Source organism: Cupriavidus taiwanensis (genome assembly GCF_900250115.1).
Classification (GTDB): Bacteria; Pseudomonadota; Gammaproteobacteria; order Burkholderiales; family Burkholderiaceae; genus Cupriavidus; species Cupriavidus taiwanensis_B.
In genome coordinates, this window is record NZ_LT984803.1 from 657,206 (window position 1) to 673,827 (window position 16,622).

The following is a 16,622-nucleotide window of genomic DNA, read 5'->3' on the forward strand; positions in this document are numbered from 1 at the left end:
TGATCGGCAACCGGGCCCTGGCACGCCTGGCGGACGGTGTTACTTGGCCGCCAGGACCTGGGCAGGTGCCAGGCCGGTGGTGGTATCCGCGGCGGGTTCATCCTCCTCGGACGTTACCGGCGCGCCGATGGCGCCTTCGCTTTTGGCGACGACGGCGGTGGCAATCGCATTGCCGAGCACATTGGTCACGGTGCGACCCATGTCGAGTACGTGGTCGATGCCCAGCACCAGCAGGATGCCGGCCTCCGGCAGGCCGAACATCGGCAGCACGGCGGCGACCACCACCAGCGAGGCGCGCGGCACGCCGGCGATGCCCTTGCTGGTGACAAGCAGGACCAGCAGCATGGTGATCTGCTGGCTCAGCGACAGCTGGATGCCGTACACCTGCGCCACGAACAGCGCGGCGAACGAGGTGTACATGATCGAGCCGTCCAGGTTGAACGAGTAGCCCAGCGGCAGCACGAAGTTGGTGATGCGCTCCTTGACGCCGAAGCGGGTCAGCTGGTCGATCACCTTCGGGTAGGCCGATTCGCTGCTGGCGGTGGCGAAACCGATCATCAGCGGCGCGCGCATGCCCTTGAGCAGGCGGAACACGTCACGGCCCAGGAAGAAGTAGCCGCCGGCGATCAGCGCCACCCACAGCAGCGCCAGCGCCAGGTAAAGGCTGCCCAGCAGCTTGGCGTAGACCACCAGCACGCCCAGGCCCTGCGCGGCGATCACCGCCGAGATCGCGCCAAACACGCCCACCGGCGCGAACGCCATCACGTAGTTGGTGACCTTCAGCATCACGTGGCCCAGGCCCTCGATGCCTTCCAGCACTGGCTTGCCCACGCCGTCCTTGACCGTGCCAAGCGCGAAGCCGAAGAACAGCGAGAACACCACGATTTGCAGGATCTCGTTGTGCGCCATCGCCTCGACAAAGCTCTTGGGGAACATGTGCGCGATGAAGTCGCGCAGGTTCAGCGCGCCGGTCTTCAGGTTCGAGGTGGCGTCCGCAGCCGGCAGCGCGAGGTTCATGCCGTGACCAGGCTGCAGCACGTTGGCCATCACCAGGCCAAGCAGCAGCGAGGTGATCGAGGCGCCAATGAACCACATCATCGCCTTCGTGCCGATGCGGCCAACGGCGCGGCCGTCGCCCATGCTGGCGATGCCGGCCACCAGCGTGGCGAACACGAGCGGGCCGATGATCATCTTGATCATCCGCAGGAACACGTCAGTCAGGATGGACAGGTGGTCGGCAATCGATTTCGCGGTGGCGGCGTCCGGTGCCATGTTGTGCACGGCGGTGCCGACCAGCACGCCTAGCAGCATCGCAATGAAGATCAGGGTGGGCAGTCGATTCAGTTTCATCGTGGATCAGGCCTGTGCGTCCGTTCCCCGCGGGCAGGGTTGGACGTCGGTATTGCGGGATGGCCAGAGGGCTTTGGAGAGCGCCGCACCGGCCATGCGGATTTTTTCAGCGCGGCAACAGGTGCCAGCGGGTCGCCCGGGCGGCGAGAGGGGGGATGGGCAAGGCGGGGTCAGTCATGTGTTTCCTCCTTTGTTTTTTGGCGGGGCCGGCGCGTTGGGAAACGTGCCGGCCGACCTGTCTGGGCGCTGTTAGCGGCGGCCTATATTGCACGCGGCGTGCCAGGCGACGAGGCTCGCTCTGGCTATGCAACGCGTTGAATTAACAGGAGAAAATTAAGTGATGTCGGCGCGCGGTTCGGAGATCCGGATGGACGGCTAGGAGTCGCGTTCGGGAATCCGAATGGTGGTGTAGGTGTAAACCCGAGGGCTTTGAGGGGGCTGGAGATGCTGGAGGGGGTAGATTGGCGCTGGTTTGCTCCCCTCTCCCGCGCGCGGGAGAGGGGCCGGGGGAGAGGGCCGGAGTGTCCACGGCTGACGCCCGTGGGTTAAAACCGATGGCCCCGCTTGATGTGGTGCCTAGCTAGCCCACCCCTCACCCCGACCCTCTCCCCATGAGGGGAGAGGGAGAACACCTTGCTGAAGCTAGTTCGGGCGGTTTGGGTGCACCTTGCTGAGGCTAGTTCGGGCGGTTTGGGTACACCTTGCTCAGGCTAGTTCGGGCGGTTTGGGTGCACCTTGCTTAGGCTAGTTCGGGCGGCTTGGGTGCACCTTGCTTTGGCCACTCCGTGCGTTTGGTGCTGCCGTTACCCGCCCAGCAGCCGGTAACACAACCTTGCCGCCACCCGCGCGCCAAACCCATCGCGGTCATACAGCGGATTGAATTCCGCGATATCCGCCACGCGCAGCTTGCCGCTGTCGCGCAGCCGCGTGGCGATGGCCTCCACCACCGGCAACGGCACGCCGTAGGCCGCCGGTGCCGAGACGCCGGGCATCACTGCGGCGGGCAGCACGTCGAGGTCGATCGTCAGGTAGACATGGTCGGCTTCCGCAACCCACTCATCCAGCGCCGCCAGCCGTGCGTCGAGCTGGCGCTCCTGCAGGTCTACATCGTCGACATAGCGCACCCCCAGCGTACTGGCACGCGCGAACAGCGCAGCCGTATTGCCGAGCCGGCTTACGCCCAGGCAGGCGTAGTCGAAGCGCAGGCCGCGCCGCTGGCAGTCGATGGCGATCTGGTCGAAGGGCGTGCCCGAGCTGGCGGGCCGGCTGCCGCGCAGGTCGAAGTGCGCGTCAAGGTTGACCACCAGCACGCGGCCGCGGTCGCCATGGGCGTCCAGGTGCGTGCGCAGGCCCTGCCACGTGCCCCAGGCCACCTCGTGGCCGCCGCCAAGCACCAGTGGCCAGGCGCCCACCGCCAGCTCGGCTGCGACGGCTTGGCCTAGCCGCTGCTGCGCGTCTTCCAGCGCATCGCCTTCGCAATGGATGTCGCCGCCGTCGACCAGGCGGCCGATGCCGTGCGCCGGCACGCCCGCCAGCGCGCGGCGGATCTCGCGCGGGCCGCCCGCGGCGCCGGGGCGGCCCTGGTTGCGCAGCACGCCGGCATCGCAGCAGAAACCCAGCAGCACCGGCACGCCGGGTGTGCGCGGCGTGGCCGGGCCGCCGACGATGTCGAACAGGCGGCGGGTATCGCCGGCCTCGCCGGCATCGCGCCGGCCGCGCCAGACCGTGTCCCCGGCCTGCGCGAGTTCAGCCAGGTCGCTCATTTCAGCCGGCGTCCCAGGGTTTCCGGCACCATCGCCAGGCCGATCAGCGAGACCAGGCCGCAGCCGATCACGTACAGCGCCGGCGCGTTGGCGTCGCCGGTGATCTGGATCAGCCGGGTCGAGAAGTACTGCGCAAAGCCGCCGAAGATGGCGATGGCCACGCAGTAGGCGATCGACAGGCCGGTGGCGCGCAGGCGCTTGGGCAGCACCTCGCTGACCAGCACCATCGATGCCGGCGCGGTCATCGACATCGGCACCGACAGGCACGCCACCACCACCAGCAGCCGCGCCAGCGAGGGTTCGGCATTGATCAGCACGAACGCCGGGTAGACCATCGCCAGCAGCGCCACGCGCGACCACAGCACCACGGGCTTGCGGCCGACGCGGTCGGCCAGCCAGCCGGCGAACGGCGACAGCGCCACCTGTACCGCCGCGGCGACGCAGCCGGCCCAGATCCCCAGCGACAGCGGCATCTTCAGCACGCTGACGGCGTAGTTGCTGAGGTAGTAGACGACGATGTAGGTGGAAGAGGCCAGGCCGATCATCAGCAGGATGCTGGCAAAGACCTCGCGCGCATGCCGGCGCAGCAGCGGCCATTGCTCGGCGTGCTCGCCGTGGTGCGCGGGCGTGGCGGTCTCTTCCAGGCGGCGGCGGATCAGCAGGCCGACCGGGATCACCAGGATGCCGATCAGGAAGGCCAGGCGCCAGCCCCACGACTCCAGCTCTGCGGGCGCCAGCAGGTTGCTCAGCACCAGCCCGGTGACGGCACCCAGCAGCGCTGCCAGGCCCTGGCTGAACGGCTGCCAGGCGGTATAGAAGCCGCGCGTGCGGTCGTCGGCGTATTCCAGCAGCAGCGCGGTGGAGGCGCCCATCTCGCCGCCGATGGCGAAGCCCTGCACCAGCCGCGCGATCACCACCATGACCGGCGCGAGGATGCCGATCTGCGCGTACGGCGGCGTGACCACGAAGATCAGCGAGCTCAGGCCCATCAGCCACAGCGTCAGCGCCACCGCCGGCTTGCGGCCGGCGCGGTCGGCATACATGCCGATCAGCAGGCCGCCGAGCGGACGCATCAGGAAGCCGACGCCAAAGGTGGCGAACGACATCAGCAGCTGGCCGGTAGGATTGTCGACGGGAAAGTAGAGGCGGCCGATCAGCGTGGCAAAGAAGCTGTAGACCACGAAATCGTAGAACTCGAGGCCGTTGCCGATGGTGATGGCGGCAATGGCGCGCGTGCGCGACAGGGCCGGGGTGTGGGCGCCGGCCTGGGCGCCGACGACACCATCGTAGGCGGGCGCAGTGGTATCGGATGGCATGCGGTTGTCTCCTGTAGGAATGCGTTGGTTTGCGCCCCTCTCCCACGCCAGTGGGAGGGGGGCCGGGGGAGAGGGCCGGCGTCTCCGAGAGGAGGGCGTGTCGTCATTGCGAACGCCCGCCCTCTCCCCCGCCCCTCTCCCGCAAGCGGGAGAGGGGAGCAAACACTGGGTGCTTGAACGCTGGTCAGTCGCGCAGCATCGGCAGGTCCAGGCCCTGCTCGCGCGCGCAGTCGACGGCGATCTGGTATCCGGCGTCGGCATGGCGCATCACGCCGGTGGCGGGGTCGTTGTGCAGCACGCGGGCGATGCGCGCGGCCGCTTCATCGGTGCCGTCGCACACGATCACCACGCCGGAATGCTGCGAGAAGCCCATGCCCACGCCGCCGCCGTGGTGCAGCGAGACCCAGGTCGCGCCGCTGGCAGTGTTCAGCAGCGCGTTCAGCAGCGGCCAGTCGGACACGGCGTCCGAGCCGTCCTGCATGGCTTCGGTCTCGCGGTTGGGGCTGGCGACCGAGCCCGAGTCCAGGTGGTCGCGCCCGATCACCACCGGTGCCGACAGCTCGCCGCTGCGGACCATCTCGTTGAACGCCAGGCCCAGCCTGGCGCGCAGGCCCAGGCCGACCCAGCAGATCCGCGCCGGCAGGCCCTGGAAGCTGATGCGCTCGCGCGCCATGTCGAGCCAGCGGTGCAGGTGCTCGTCATCGGGGATCAGTTCCTTGACCTTGGCGTCGGTCTTGTAAATGTCCTGCGGATCGCCCGACAGCGCGGCCCAGCGGAACGGGCCGATGCCGCGGCAGAACAGCGGGCGGATATAGGCCGGCACGAAGCCGGGGAAGTCAAAGGCGTTTGCGACGCCTTCTTCCTTGGCCATCTGGCGGATGTTGTTGCCGTAGTCGAAGGTCGGCACGCCCAGCTTCTGGAAGTCCAGCATGGCTTGCACGTGCGCGGCCATCGAGGCCTTGGCGGCCTTCACCACCACGGCGGGTTCGCGCTGCGCGCGCTCGCGGTACTCGTCCCAGCTCCAGCCTGCCGGCAGGTAGCCGTTGAGCGGGTCATGCGCGCTGGTCTGGTCGGTGACCATGTCGGGCCGCACGCCGCGGCGCACCAGTTCGGGCAGTACTTCGGCGGCGTTGGCGCACAGCGCGATCGAGATCGTCTTGCCCTGCGCGGTGTAGCGGTCGATGCGGGCCAGCGCATCGTCCAGGTCGGTGGCCTGCTCGTCGACATAGCGGGTCTTCAGGCGGAAATCGATGCGGCTCTGCTGGCATTCGATGTTGAGCGAGCAGGCGCCGGCCAGCGTCGCGGCCAGCGGCTGCGCGCCGCCCATGCCGCCCAGGCCCGCGGTCAGCACCCAGCGGCCCTTCAGGTCGCCGTTGTAGTGCTGGCGGCCGGCTTCGACGAAGGTTTCATACGTGCCCTGCACGATGCCCTGGCTGCCGATGTAGATCCAGCTGCCGGCGGTCATCTGGCCGTACATGGCCAGTCCCCTGGCGTCGAGTTCGTTGAAGTGTTCCCAGTTGGCCCAGTGCGGCACCAGGTTCGAGTTGGCGATCAGCACGCGCGGGGCGTCGCGGTGGGTGCGGAACACGCCGACCGGCTTGCCGGACTGGACCAGCAGGGTCTGGTCGTCCTCCAGGCGGGTCAGGGCTTCGACGATACGGTCATAGCATTCCCAGTTGCGCGCGGCACGGCCGATGCCGCCGTAGACCACCAGTTCCTTCGGGTTCTCCGCGACCTCGGGGTCGAGGTTGTTCATCAGCATGCGCAGCGGCGCCTCGGTCAGCCAGCTCTTGGCGGTCAGCGTGGTGCCGCGCGGGGCGCGGATCTCGGTGTCGCGGAAACGCGTGGGTTGGGCGGGGGTCTGGGTCACGGGAAACTCCTTCGGTCTGGCGGGTCGGGAACGCGCGCTTTGATCAACGCATAGGCATGTATATTCCTGTATATACAAGTACGTATGAATCGGGGTAATCCCGTAGTGTAGAACGCGCGATGCGCCGCTTCGCTACAAATTGCGAGAAGGTTTCGCTTGCCGCACCCGGCTAGGACGTGAACCGGCCTTCCAGCCGATGCAGCGAACCGGGATGCACCAGCCGCACCGAGGTCACCACGCGCCCGGCGGACCAGGTGCGGCGGCGGATCAGCAGGCACGGTTCGCCGCGTTCGATGGCGAGCAGCTGGCACTCTTCCGGCAGCGCCAGCACCGCCTCGACCACGTGCTCGCCCTCGGTCAGCGGGGCGATGCGCGACAGGTACTGGTAAGGGGTTTCGCTGCTGAAGTCCTGCGCCAGGTAGTCGGGGGCGACCCCCGCATTGACATAGCGGTCTTCCAGCTGGATCGCCACGTCGTCCTCATAGTGGACGATCACCGAATGGAACACGCGCGCTTCCGCCGCGACCTCCAGCGCCGCGGCCTGCGCCGGACCGGCGCGCTCGGCCGCCAGGCTGACCACCCGGGCGCGATGGCGGTGCCCGCGCGAGGCGATGTCGTCAGCGATATTGTTGACCGCGTACAGCGCGGTGCGCCGCTTGGGTTCGGCAACGAAGGTGCCGACGCCCTGCAGCCGCACCAGCATGCCTTCGGCGGTCAGCTCGCGCAGCGCGCGGTGCACGGTCATGCGGCTGACGCCGAGCGCCTCGACCAGCTCGGTCTCGGACGGCACGCGGTGATGGGGCGGCCAGCTGCCGTCAGCAATCCGGCTGCTGATGTGCTGCTTGACGCGCGCATACAGCGGCGCCGGCATCGGGTCGGACACGAGCGACAACGGGTTCCCCTTGGATGCGGCCAGGCGGCCTTGCGACAGGCGCCGAATGTATCACGGTCGCTGCGTGGACAGGCGGCGGGCTATGAGGCGTGCGCGTTGCGCTGCGCGTATCCGGCCAGGAACACGTCCAGCGCCACCGGCCGCCCGATCGCATAGCCCTGCGCGTAATCGACGCCGATCGCGCGCAGCGCATCGAGGGTGCGTTCGTCCTCGACCCACTCCGCCACCGTGCGCACGCCCAGGCGGTGGCCGATGTCGTTGATCGAGCTGACGATCTCGCGGTCCACCGCGTTGTCGGCCAGCTGCCGGATAAAGCTGCCGTCGATCTTGAGGAAGTCCACCGGGAACTGCTTCAGGTAAGCAAACGACGACAGGCCCGAGCCGAAATCGTCCAGCGACACGGTGCAGCCGGCGCGCCGCATTTCCGCCACCAGGCGATTGGCCGCGGCCATGTTGTTGATCAGCGCGGTTTCGGTGATCTCCAGCCGGATGCGGCTGGCGGGCAGGGCGCTGGCTTCCAGTTCGGCGTGCAGGAACGGCAGCAGGAAGGGCTCGCCCAGCGAGTTGGCCGACAGGTTGATCGACACCGACAGCCCCGGCACCGCGCGCAGCCGTTCGCCGTAGCCGCGCAGCACGTTGCGGATGACCCAGCGGTCGACATGGCCCATCAGGTCGTAGCGCTCCGCGGCGGGAATGAAGGCGCCGGGCAGGATCAGCTCGCCGTGCTCGTCGACCATGCGCACCAGGATCTCGATATGGCGATGGCCGCTGCCGTCAGGTTCGGGTTCCGGCTGCAGCGCGCGGATCTCCTGCGCGAACAGGCGGAAGCGGTTGGCCTCCAGCGCCGAGTGGATGCCGGCGGCCACTTCCAGCTCGCGGTGGTGGCGGCGCGCGTCGCTTTCGTCGCGGCGGTAGACCGCGACCCGGCTGCGGCCCGCGGCCTTGGCCGCGTAGCAGGCCACGTCGGCACGGCTCATCAGCTCGCTGACCGGCGGCACGTCGAGGTCGATGGCGGCGATGCCGATGCTGGCGCCGATGTCGTACACGCGCCCTTCCCACGGGAAGCGGCGCCCGCGGATGGCATCGATCACGCCCTGGCACACCTGCTCGGCCTGGTCGACGGTGCAATCCTTGAGCAGCAGCGCGAACTCGTCGCCGCCCAGGCGCGCCAGCACGTCGTCCGGGCGCACATGGTTGCGGATCAGGTAGCCAAGCTCGCGCAGCAGCACGTCGCCGGCGCCATGGCCGGCGGTGTCGTTGACGATCTTGAAGCGGTCCAGGTCGATAAAGCACAGCGCCGCGCGATGGCCGTGCAGCCGCGCCGCGTCGCACGACTCGCGCAGGCGCTTTTCGAACCAGGTGCGGTTGGGCAGGCCGGTCAGCGCATCGTGCATGGCCGAGCGCGCCAGCTCGCGCTGCAGCGCGCGCGCGGCGGTGATGTCCTGGAACACCAGCACCGCGCCCAGCACCTCGCCGCGCGCGGTCAGCACCGGCGCGGCCGAGTCCTGCACGTCGTGGCGCTCGCCGGTCAGGCTCTGCAGCACCGCGCCTTCCTGCAGGTAGGCCGGCGTCAGCGTGCACAGGCAGGCCTCGACCGGGCTCGGGATGGGCTCGCCGGTGCTTTCGTCGACGATGCGGAAGACCCGCTCCAGCGGCAGCCCGGTGGCGGCCGCCATGGTCCAGCCGGTCAGCTGTTCCGCGATCGGGTTCATGAAGGTCACGTGCATGGTGGCGTCGGTACAGATCACCGCATCGCCGATCGAGCGCAGCGTGATATGCAGGCGCTCTTTCTCTTCGAACAGCGCCTCGGTCAGGCGGCGCTGTTCGGTGGTGTCCCAGTTGGTGCCCACCAGCGCGTGGGCGGTGCCGTCGGCGCCGCGGGCCACCATCGCCATGGCGCGCACGTGGCGCACCTCGCCGCCCGGGCGCACGATGCGGTATTCGGTGTCGAACGCGGCTTCGCCGCGGATGGCCCGGCGCATCTCGCCGCGCACGCGGCTGGCATCGTCGGCATGCAGCAGCGCGATCCATTGCTCCGACAACGGCGCGCCGCCGGCGGGGTCGGTGCCGTGCAGCGCATGCATGCGCGCATCCCAGGTGATGCCGGCGCTGGCGAGGTCCCATTCCCAGATGCCCACGCCGCCGGCTTCGACGGCCAGCTGGATGCGCCGCGACAGCCGTTCCAGCTCTTGCTGCGCCACCTTGCGTGCGTGGATATCTTCCACCTGCGTGATGAAGTGCTGGGGCGCGCCGGTCTGTTCGTCGCGCACCAGCGAAACCGCCAGCAGCACCCAGCGGTAGTGGCCATCCTTGTGTCGGTAGCGCTTTTCCAGCCGATAGGCCTCGACCTTGCCCGACAGCAGGTTGGCGACCTGGCGCAGGTCGCCGGTCAGGTCGTCGGGGTGGGTCAGCTGCTGGTAGCTCAGTTCGCGCAGCTCGGCCGCGCTGTAGCCGAGCAGCTCGGTCATGGCGCGGTTGACGGTCTGCCAGCGGCCGTCCATGTCGACCAGCGCCATGCCGATGGCCGAATGCTCCATGGCCTGGCGAAAGCGCTTGTCGCTGCTGCGCAGGCTGGCGCGGCCGTGCCGGTTCTGCTCGGTCAGGTAGGCAATGCAGACCGGCAGCACCATGATCACCGCGGCCGACAGCGGCACCGCTTCATGGCGGTGCGACAGCAGCATCAGCGCCTGCAGGCACAGCGTGGCCACCAGCGCCAGCAGCGCGGTGGCAAACGGATTGCCGGCCAGCGCCAGCAGCACCAGCGGCAGCGACATCGCCGCGAACGGGTCGTGGCCCTGCCAGTGCGCAAACGCGCCGATGGCCAGGCTCAGCGCCAGCGCGCCCGCCTGCGGCGCCAGCATCGGCCGCGCGGCGGCGGCGCGCACCCGCGCCGCGGTCATCGACAGCATCAGCGGCAGCAGCAGCGCCATGCCCAGTGCGCTGGCCTGCCACCAGGTCCACCACACCGGCGCAAAGCGGCTGCCCTCGAGCGCGGCGATGGCCGCCGCGCCGGCGGTGGCCCCGACCATCGGCGCCAGGATGCCGCCCAGCGCCAGCATCACCGCGAATGCGGCCAGCGGGCCGTGGCGTCCGGTCACGCCATGCCGGTCCAGCAGGCGCAGCAGCAGCAGCGCGGACAGCATCTCGGCCAGGTTGGCGCCGCTCAGCATCAGCGCCGTGCCGACGCTGTCGCCCGCGCCGTGGTTGGCCAGCACGCTGGCCACCAGCATGCCGGCCAGCAGCCACGGGCCCTCCGCGCGCGGCCGCTGCAGCAGCAGGCCCAGCCCGAACGCGTTGGGCAGCCAGACCGAGGCCACGGTACCGGGCAACCGCGCCAGCCACAGCGCCGCCGCCGCCAGCACAAAGTAGCAGGCGCCGGCCAGCAGCAAGGGCAGCCAGCGGCGCGGCGCGGCGAAAGGGGCTGAAGCGGCCGGATGGCTCGGCGGGGCCGTGTCGGGCGTCATGGACGAGAGCGAGGCAAAGGCGGTGCGATGCGGGTGGGAAGAAGGCGGCGCGGCCGGCGCGCCCGGCGGCATGCCCCCGGAACGCCCGGACAGACCGCCGCCCAGCGTAGGGGCAATGTAGCGAGAATAAGCGCACGGCCATCGGCAGGACAGGGGGCAGGTTGGGGGGTTACTTGCCTCTGGTGTCGGGGGCGATTTTTTGGTAGGGCGGCAAGAGCCGGGGTCCGCTAGGCCGGTGTCCGTGCCGATAACCTCCCCGGTAATCGCCCCGCCGCGGCCCAGCGCCGATCATGCAGCCATGGCCTGACGCCAGGCCCCGAGAGCCTGATCATTCAACCCCAAGGAGAACGCCATGTCCGCTGCCACCCAGTCCCCCCAGGTCGAACACGCCGCCACCCTTGCCGACCGCTACCTCGCGGCGTGGAACGAGACCGATGCCGCGCGCCGGCGCGAGCTGATCGCGGCGGCGTGGACGGAAACGGCTTGCTATGTGGATCCGCTGATGCGGGGCGACGGGCATGCCGGCATCGACGCGATGATTGCCGCGGCACAGGCGAAGTTTCCCGGTTTCCGCTTCACCCGCGTCAGCCCGGTCGACGCGCATGGGGAACACCTGCGCTTTACCTGGGAGCTGGGGCCCGCCGGCGAAGCGGCGCTCGTGGTCGGCACTGACTTTGCCACGGTGTCGGCCGATGGCCGGCTGGCGCGCATGACCGGGTTCATCGACCGCGCCCCGGCCGGGCTGGCCTGAGCGCCGCCGGCGCTGCGCTATGTTGCCTGTCCCACCGACAGACCCCCTGGCCCTGGCCGCAAGCTGCGGCATCCGGTGCGGCGGACAGGGGAAGGCAAATGGCGCGGGTTCTGCGGAGGGTGGCATGGGGGCTTGCCGGCACGGCCGTGGTGGTGGCCGCGGCGGCTTACGGCGCGGCATGGGTGGGAGAGCGCAAGGCGCAGCGTCTGGTGCAGGTCCGGGTCGCGCCCGTCGCCATCCGCGAGGATCCGGCGGCCATCGCCCATGGCAAGTACTTGTATGAATCGCGCGGCTGCATGGAATGCCATGGCGCCGGCGGGGGCGGCAAGCAGGTAATCGACGACCCCGGCGGCCTGCGCGTGCGCGCGCCCGACCTGACCCGCGCCAATCCGGACATCGCCGCCTACCAGCCGGTGGACTGGGTGCGCAGCATCCGCCATGGCGTGGCGCCGTCGCACCGCCCGCTGCTGGTGATGCCCAGCGAAGACTACAACCGGCTCAGCGATGAGGATCTCGGCGCATTGATCGGCTACCTGCGCAGCCTGCCGGCGGCGATGGGCGCGCCGGCCGAGATCACCATGCCGTGGCTGGTGCGCGCCTTGTATGGCGTGGGCGTGGTGCAGGATGCAGCGTCCAAGATCGACCACAGCCTGCCGGCGCAGCAGGCGCTGGTGCCGGAGCCGACGCCGCGGTATGGCGCCTACGTGGCCAATGTCTGCCTGGGCTGCCACGGGCCATCGTTCCGCGGCGGCAAGATCCCGGGGGCGCCGCCCGACTGGCCCGCGGCCGCGGACCTGCGTCCGGTGCCGGGCGGCGCGATGGCGCGCTACGAGCAGCCCGCGGCCTTCATCGAGATGATGCGCAGCGGCAAGCGGCCTGACGGTACCGCGCTCAGCCGCGTGATGCCGTTCGATTCCTTCGGGCGCATGAACGATACCGAGCTGACGGCCTTGTACCTGTTCCTGGCCGGCCTGCCGCAACGCTAGCCGCGCGCCAGCCGGCGCCCGGCCGCGATGCCGGGCAGCTCGACCCAGCGGTGCAGCAGCCACGCCAGCGCCAGCGCCAGGCCGGCATCGATGGCGAAGCGCAGCAGCTGCATCGCGGTCTGGTCCGCGCCCAGCTCGGGCATCACGCGCTTGACCGCTTCGATCACGGTGGGATGGGTCAGGTAGAGCGCGTAGGACAGCTCGCCCAGCCAGATCAGCGCGCGCGGCACGCGCAGCATGCCGGCGTGCTCGGCGGCGACCACGCCGGCCACCAGCAGCGCCGCCGGCAAGCCGCGTCCGGCCAGGCTGAAATCCGGCCCGACCAGCGGCAGCGACAGCGCGAACGCCGCGCTGCCGAGCGCCAGCAGCGCCAGCAGCGCCAGCGCCGGTGCCGGTGTCAGCAGGTGGCGCCAGCGCGCATAGGCCCACGCCAGCCCGCAGCCCAGCAGGAACTCAAGCACCAGCGGATTGCTGACCATGGCCAGCCACGGCGCCGCGAACCCGTAGCCCTGCGCGGGATCGGCCACCAGCGTGCCGAAACGCCACCACGGCAGCGCCAGGGTGAACAGCGCGAACACTGCCAGCACCACCAGCAGCGCGCGCCGCCCCGCCAGCAGCAGCCCGAGCGCGAACGCCGCGTAGAACGCCAGCTCGTAGTTGAGCGACCAGCCCACATACAGCGCCGGATAGCCGTAGTAGGGCGCATGGCTGGTGGAGGTCGGCAAGAACGCCAGCGACGCCGCGAACAGCGCCGGCGTGACCGGATTGAGCAGCAGCGCGTGGATTGCCGACATGGTCCAGTACGGCGGCGCCAGCCGGCACAGGCGCCGGATCATGAAGCCGAGCGGACGCTCCGGACGCGGCCGGGCCAGCACCGCCACCCAGGCGATGATGAAGCCGCTGATGACGAAGAACACGTCCACGCCGACATGGCCGCGCTTGATCACGTTGTGGGTCAGCCAGTTCAGCACCGGCGCATTGGCGCCGCCCAGCGCGAGCCCGGAGTGGTAGAGCACCACCAGCGCCGCGGCCAGTCCGCGCAGGGCCTGGATGCTGTCGAGCCGCGCCACCTGCGGCGGCTGTGCCGCGCACGCGCGCGCAGCGAGCGGGGCGGTGATGCCGGGCGCGCCGGTGGCGTCAGGGGATGGGGCCGTGCTGGCCCCGGCAAATGAATTTTCTGGAATAGTCGATGGCACTGTTTCAACGGCAGGAACCGGATCACGCCGGGCCCGCCGGATGGCAAGGCAATCCATGAGGGACAGCTGTTCCTTGCACAAAGTTCGTGCAACCGCCTCCAACGGGCACGCTAGTTCGCAAAGCGTCCGGCAAGGTGCCGGAAATTGCACTATCCTCACTTGTCCGTTGCGCCAGGCTGCGGCGCAAAGGCGATGACCAGCGGGCAACGTACCCAAGGAGTGTCCCCCCAATGACCACCCTCTCCATCAACGTCAACGGCAAGACCCGTGAAGTCGACGTGGACCCGTCCACGCCGCTGCTGTGGGCGCTGCGCGACAACCTCGAAATGAGCGGCACCAAGTTCGGCTGCGGCATGGCCGCGTGCGGTGCCTGCACCGTGCACGTCAATGGCCAGGCCACGCGCAGTTGCGTGACGCCGGCCTCGGCGGTCGCCGGTGCGCGCATCACCACCATCGAAGGCATCGGCACCGACCGCGTCGGGCGCGCCGTGATGGACGCCTGGCTCAAGCACGATGTGGCCCAGTGCGGCTACTGCCAGAACGGCCAGGTAATGAGCGCCGTCGGCCTGCTGCGCAGCAAGCCGCGGCCCACCGACGCCGACATCGACCAGGCCATGGCCGGGAACCTGTGCCGCTGCGGCACCTACCAGCGCATCCGCGCGGCGATCAAGGACGCCGCCCGTGCGCTGGCCTGAGCGGGAGCGAACCGATATGCGTATCCGAGGCATCGAAGCCCTGGCCGGCGGCCAGGCAGGCAATCCCGGCGAGGCACGTGCCGACGCCGACGTGGCGACAATGGACCGCCGCAGTTTTCTCAAGCTGACCGGCCTGGCCGGCGGCGGGCTGGCGCTGGGCGTGGCACCGCTGGCGCAGGCGCAGGAGGGCAACAAGCCCAAGGCGGCGCCGGCGGCGCCGCAGGCGTTCCTGGTCATCGCGCCGGACAACACCGTGACCGTGGCCGTGAACCGGCTCGAATTCGGTCAGGGCGTGCATACCGCGCTGCCGATGGCGCTGGCCGAAGAGCTGGATGCCGACTGGCGCAACGTGCGCGCGGCGCTGGCGCCGGCCGGCGACCCCTACAAGGACCCCGGCTTCGGCATGCAGATGACCGGCGGTTCCACCGCGCTGAACCACTCGTTCCAGCAGTACCGCGAACTCGGCGCGCGCGCCCGCGCGATGCTGGTCGCAGCCGCGGCGCAGCGCTGGAAGGTCGACCCGGCCAGCTGCAAGGTCGAGCAGGGCGTGGTCACGTCCGGCAGCCAGCGCGCCACCTTCGGCGAACTGGCGCCGGCGGCGATGGAGCTGCCGGTGCCGCAGCAGGTCACGCTGAAGGACCCGGCACAGTTCCGCATCGTCGGCAAGCCCACGCCGCGGCTGGATGCGCGCGGCAAGATGGAAGCGACCACGCCGTTTGGCATCGACACCCAGCTCAAGGGCATGGTGGTGGCGGTGGTGGCGCGTCCGCCGCGCTTCGGCGGCAAGGTCAAGAGCTTCAGCGCCGACAAGGCCCGTGCAGTGCCGGGCGTGCGCGGCGTGCTGCAGGTGCCGGTCGACCGCGGCGGCAGCGGCGTGGCGGTGATCGCGAGCGGCTACTGGCCCGCCAAGATGGGCCGCGATGCGCTCGAGCTCCAGTGGGAGGACACCGGCTCGAAAGTATCGTCGCAGGCCTTGTTCGATGAATACGCGAAGCTGGCCGGCCAGCCCGGCACGGTCGCGCGCGCGGGAGAGGGCGCGGGTGGCGGCGATATCGCCGCGGCGATCCAGCGCGCCCCGCGCAGGATCGAGGCCGACTTCCGCTTCCCTTACCTGGCGCATGCGCCGATGGAGCCGCTGAACTGCACGCTGCAGCCCGAGGTGGCCGGCGGCAAGGTGCAGTCGGTCAAGGTCTGGGTGGGCTCGCAGTTCCAGACCGTCGACCAGGCCGCGGTGGCCCGCACGCTCGGGCTGGCGCCGGACAAGGTGGTGCTCAACACCATGATGGCCGGCGGCGGCTTCGGCCGGCGCGCGGTGCCGACCTCCGACTACATCGTCGAAGCGGCCAACGTGCTCAAGGCCTGGGTCGCCGCGGGCCACACCGAGCCGCTCAAGGTGGTGTGGAGCCGCGAGGACGATATCCGCGGCGGCTATTACCGCCCGCTGCACCTGCACCGCGCCCGCATCGGCCTGGACGCGCAGGGCAAGGTGGTGGGCTGGCAGCACACCATTGTCGGCCAGTCGATCCTGAAGGGCACGCCGTTCGAGCCGTTCATGGTCAAGAACGGCGTCGACGCCACCATGACCGAAGGCATCGTCGAGAACGACTACGACCTGCCGCTGCAGATGTCGGTGCACCACCCGCAGGTGGACGTGCCGGTGCTGTGGTGGCGCTCGGTCGGCAATACGCACACCGCCTTCGTCAAGGAAACGCTGGCCGATGAAATGGCCGCAGCCGCCAGGCAGGATCCGGTGGCATTCCGGCTGGCGCGGCTCGACGAAAAGAAGCATGCGCGCCATCGCGCCGCGCTGCAGCTGGCGGTGGAGAAGTCCGGCTACGGCAAGCGCAAGCTGCCCAAGGGGCATGCCTGGGGCGTGGCGGTGCATGAGTCGTTCAGCACCGTGGTGGCCTATGTGGTCGACGTCTCGCTGGTGAAGGGCGAACCGCGCGTGCACCGCGTGACCGCCGGCGTGCATGCCAACCGCGTGGTCAATCCGTTGTCCGCCGAGGCCCAGATCCAGGGCGCCTGCGTGTTCGGGCTGGCCATGACCCGGCCCGGGTTTGCCATCGAGATCGAGAACGGCGCGGTGAAGAACAGCAACTTCCCGGACTTTCCGCCGCCGCGCATCACCGACGCGCCGGTGGTGGACGTGTTCTTCGTGCCGTCGCAGGACAACCCCACCGGGCTGGGCGAACCCGGCGTGCCGCCGATCGCGCCGGCGGTGGCCAATGCGTTGTTCACGCTGACCGGCAAGCGCCAGCGGCAATTGCCGTTCGTGCTGGCCTGAGCGCGGCCGGGCAGCCGGGCCGGGCGGCGCGGGCGCTGTTGTAATCGCGCCA

General features: G+C 69.8%; 11 protein-coding genes. 4 read left to right on the top strand and 7 right to left on the bottom strand.

Features of this window, described 5'->3' with window-relative positions; all coding sequences use genetic code 11:
* Positions 1–39 precede the first annotated feature (39 nt).
* The 6 genes from CBM2586_RS03145 to CBM2586_RS03170 all read right to left on the bottom strand — a co-directional run bounded on the left by CBM2586_RS03145 (position 40) and on the right by CBM2586_RS03170 (position 10,655).
* Complete coding sequence (locus CBM2586_RS03145) at positions 40–1,350, bottom strand: dicarboxylate/amino acid:cation symporter (protein ID WP_115662867.1); 1,311 nt, start codon at positions 1,348–1,350, stop codon at positions 40–42.
* 803 nt (positions 1,351–2,153) lie between these two features.
* A complete protein-coding gene (gene hutG / locus CBM2586_RS03150) occupies positions 2,154–3,113 on the bottom strand; it encodes a formimidoylglutamase (RefSeq protein ID WP_115686787.1) in 960 nt (319 codons plus the stop codon).
* Positions 3,110–4,429: an MFS transporter gene (locus CBM2586_RS03155; protein ID WP_115686788.1), complete on the bottom strand. Its 1,320-nt coding sequence runs from the start codon at positions 4,427–4,429 to the stop codon at positions 3,110–3,112. The genes hutG and CBM2586_RS03155 overlap by 4 nt, the downstream gene beginning before the upstream one ends.
* 184 nt (positions 4,430–4,613) lie before the next feature.
* A complete protein-coding gene (hutU, locus tag CBM2586_RS03160) occupies positions 4,614–6,299 on the bottom strand; it encodes a urocanate hydratase (RefSeq protein ID WP_115662864.1) in 1,686 nt (561 codons plus the stop codon).
* 169 nt (positions 6,300–6,468) lie between these two features.
* Positions 6,469–7,170 (bottom strand): histidine utilization repressor, encoded by a 702-nt coding sequence (gene hutC / locus CBM2586_RS03165; protein WP_172587084.1) that lies wholly within the window; start codon positions 7,168–7,170, stop codon positions 6,469–6,471.
* A 101-nt stretch (positions 7,171–7,271) separates the two neighbouring features.
* Positions 7,272–10,655 carry a diguanylate cyclase gene (locus CBM2586_RS03170; RefSeq protein WP_115688609.1) on the bottom strand — a complete coding sequence of 1,128 codons (3,384 nt, stop codon included), beginning with the start codon at positions 10,653–10,655 and terminating at the stop codon, positions 7,272–7,274.
* Positions 10,656–11,007: 352 nt separating this feature from the next.
* Here CBM2586_RS03170 and CBM2586_RS03175 point away from each other — a divergent pair, with 352 nt between their 5' ends.
* Positions 11,008–11,406: a nuclear transport factor 2 family protein gene (locus CBM2586_RS03175; RefSeq protein ID WP_115686790.1), complete on the top strand. Its 399-nt coding sequence runs from the start codon at positions 11,008–11,010 to the stop codon at positions 11,404–11,406.
* Positions 11,407–11,504: 98 nt separating this feature from the next.
* Positions 11,505–12,392, top strand: a complete 888-nt coding sequence (locus tag CBM2586_RS03180) for a c-type cytochrome (protein ID WP_115686791.1) — start codon at positions 11,505–11,507, stop codon at positions 12,390–12,392.
* Here the strand turns inward: CBM2586_RS03180 and CBM2586_RS03185 are convergent.
* Positions 12,389–13,510: an acyltransferase family protein gene (locus CBM2586_RS03185; RefSeq protein WP_115688611.1), complete on the bottom strand. Its 1,122-nt coding sequence runs from the start codon at positions 13,508–13,510 to the stop codon at positions 12,389–12,391. The genes CBM2586_RS03180 and CBM2586_RS03185 overlap by 4 nt on opposite strands.
* Positions 13,511–13,818: 308 nt before the next feature.
* Between CBM2586_RS03185 and CBM2586_RS03190 the strand changes: the two genes are divergently transcribed.
* A complete protein-coding gene (locus tag CBM2586_RS03190; RefSeq protein WP_115662862.1) occupies positions 13,819–14,283 on the top strand; it encodes a (2Fe-2S)-binding protein in 465 nt (154 codons plus the stop codon).
* Positions 14,284–14,299: 16 nt separating this feature from the next.
* Positions 14,300–16,570: a xanthine dehydrogenase family protein molybdopterin-binding subunit gene (locus CBM2586_RS03195; protein ID WP_115686792.1), complete on the top strand. Its 2,271-nt coding sequence runs from the start codon at positions 14,300–14,302 to the stop codon at positions 16,568–16,570.
* The last annotated feature ends 52 nt before the right edge of the window (positions 16,571–16,622 follow it).

Excerpts from the sequence above, each read along its gene's own strand:
- hutC (WP_172587084.1), bottom strand. The coding sequence starts at position 7,170 with ATGCCGGCGCCGCTGTATGCGCGCGTCAAGCAGCACATCAGCAGCCGG.
- CBM2586_RS03180 (WP_115686791.1), top strand. The coding sequence starts at position 11,505 with ATGGCGCGGGTTCTGCGGAGGGTGGCATGGGGGCTTGCCGGCACGGCC.
- CBM2586_RS03155 (WP_115686788.1), bottom strand. The coding sequence starts at position 4,429 with ATGCCATCCGATACCACTGCGCCCGCCTACGATGGTGTCGTCGGCGCC.
- hutG (WP_115686787.1), bottom strand. The coding sequence starts at position 3,113 with ATGAGCGACCTGGCTGAACTCGCGCAGGCCGGGGACACGGTCTGGCGC.
- CBM2586_RS03175 (WP_115686790.1), top strand. The coding sequence starts at position 11,008 with ATGTCCGCTGCCACCCAGTCCCCCCAGGTCGAACACGCCGCCACCCTT.
- CBM2586_RS03190 (WP_115662862.1), top strand. The coding sequence starts at position 13,819 with ATGACCACCCTCTCCATCAACGTCAACGGCAAGACCCGTGAAGTCGAC.
- CBM2586_RS03145 (WP_115662867.1), bottom strand. The coding sequence starts at position 1,350 with ATGAAACTGAATCGACTGCCCACCCTGATCTTCATTGCGATGCTGCTA.
- CBM2586_RS03170 (WP_115688609.1), bottom strand. The coding sequence starts at position 10,655 with ATGACGCCCGACACGGCCCCGCCGAGCCATCCGGCCGCTTCAGCCCCT.
- CBM2586_RS03195 (WP_115686792.1), top strand. The coding sequence starts at position 14,300 with ATGCGTATCCGAGGCATCGAAGCCCTGGCCGGCGGCCAGGCAGGCAAT.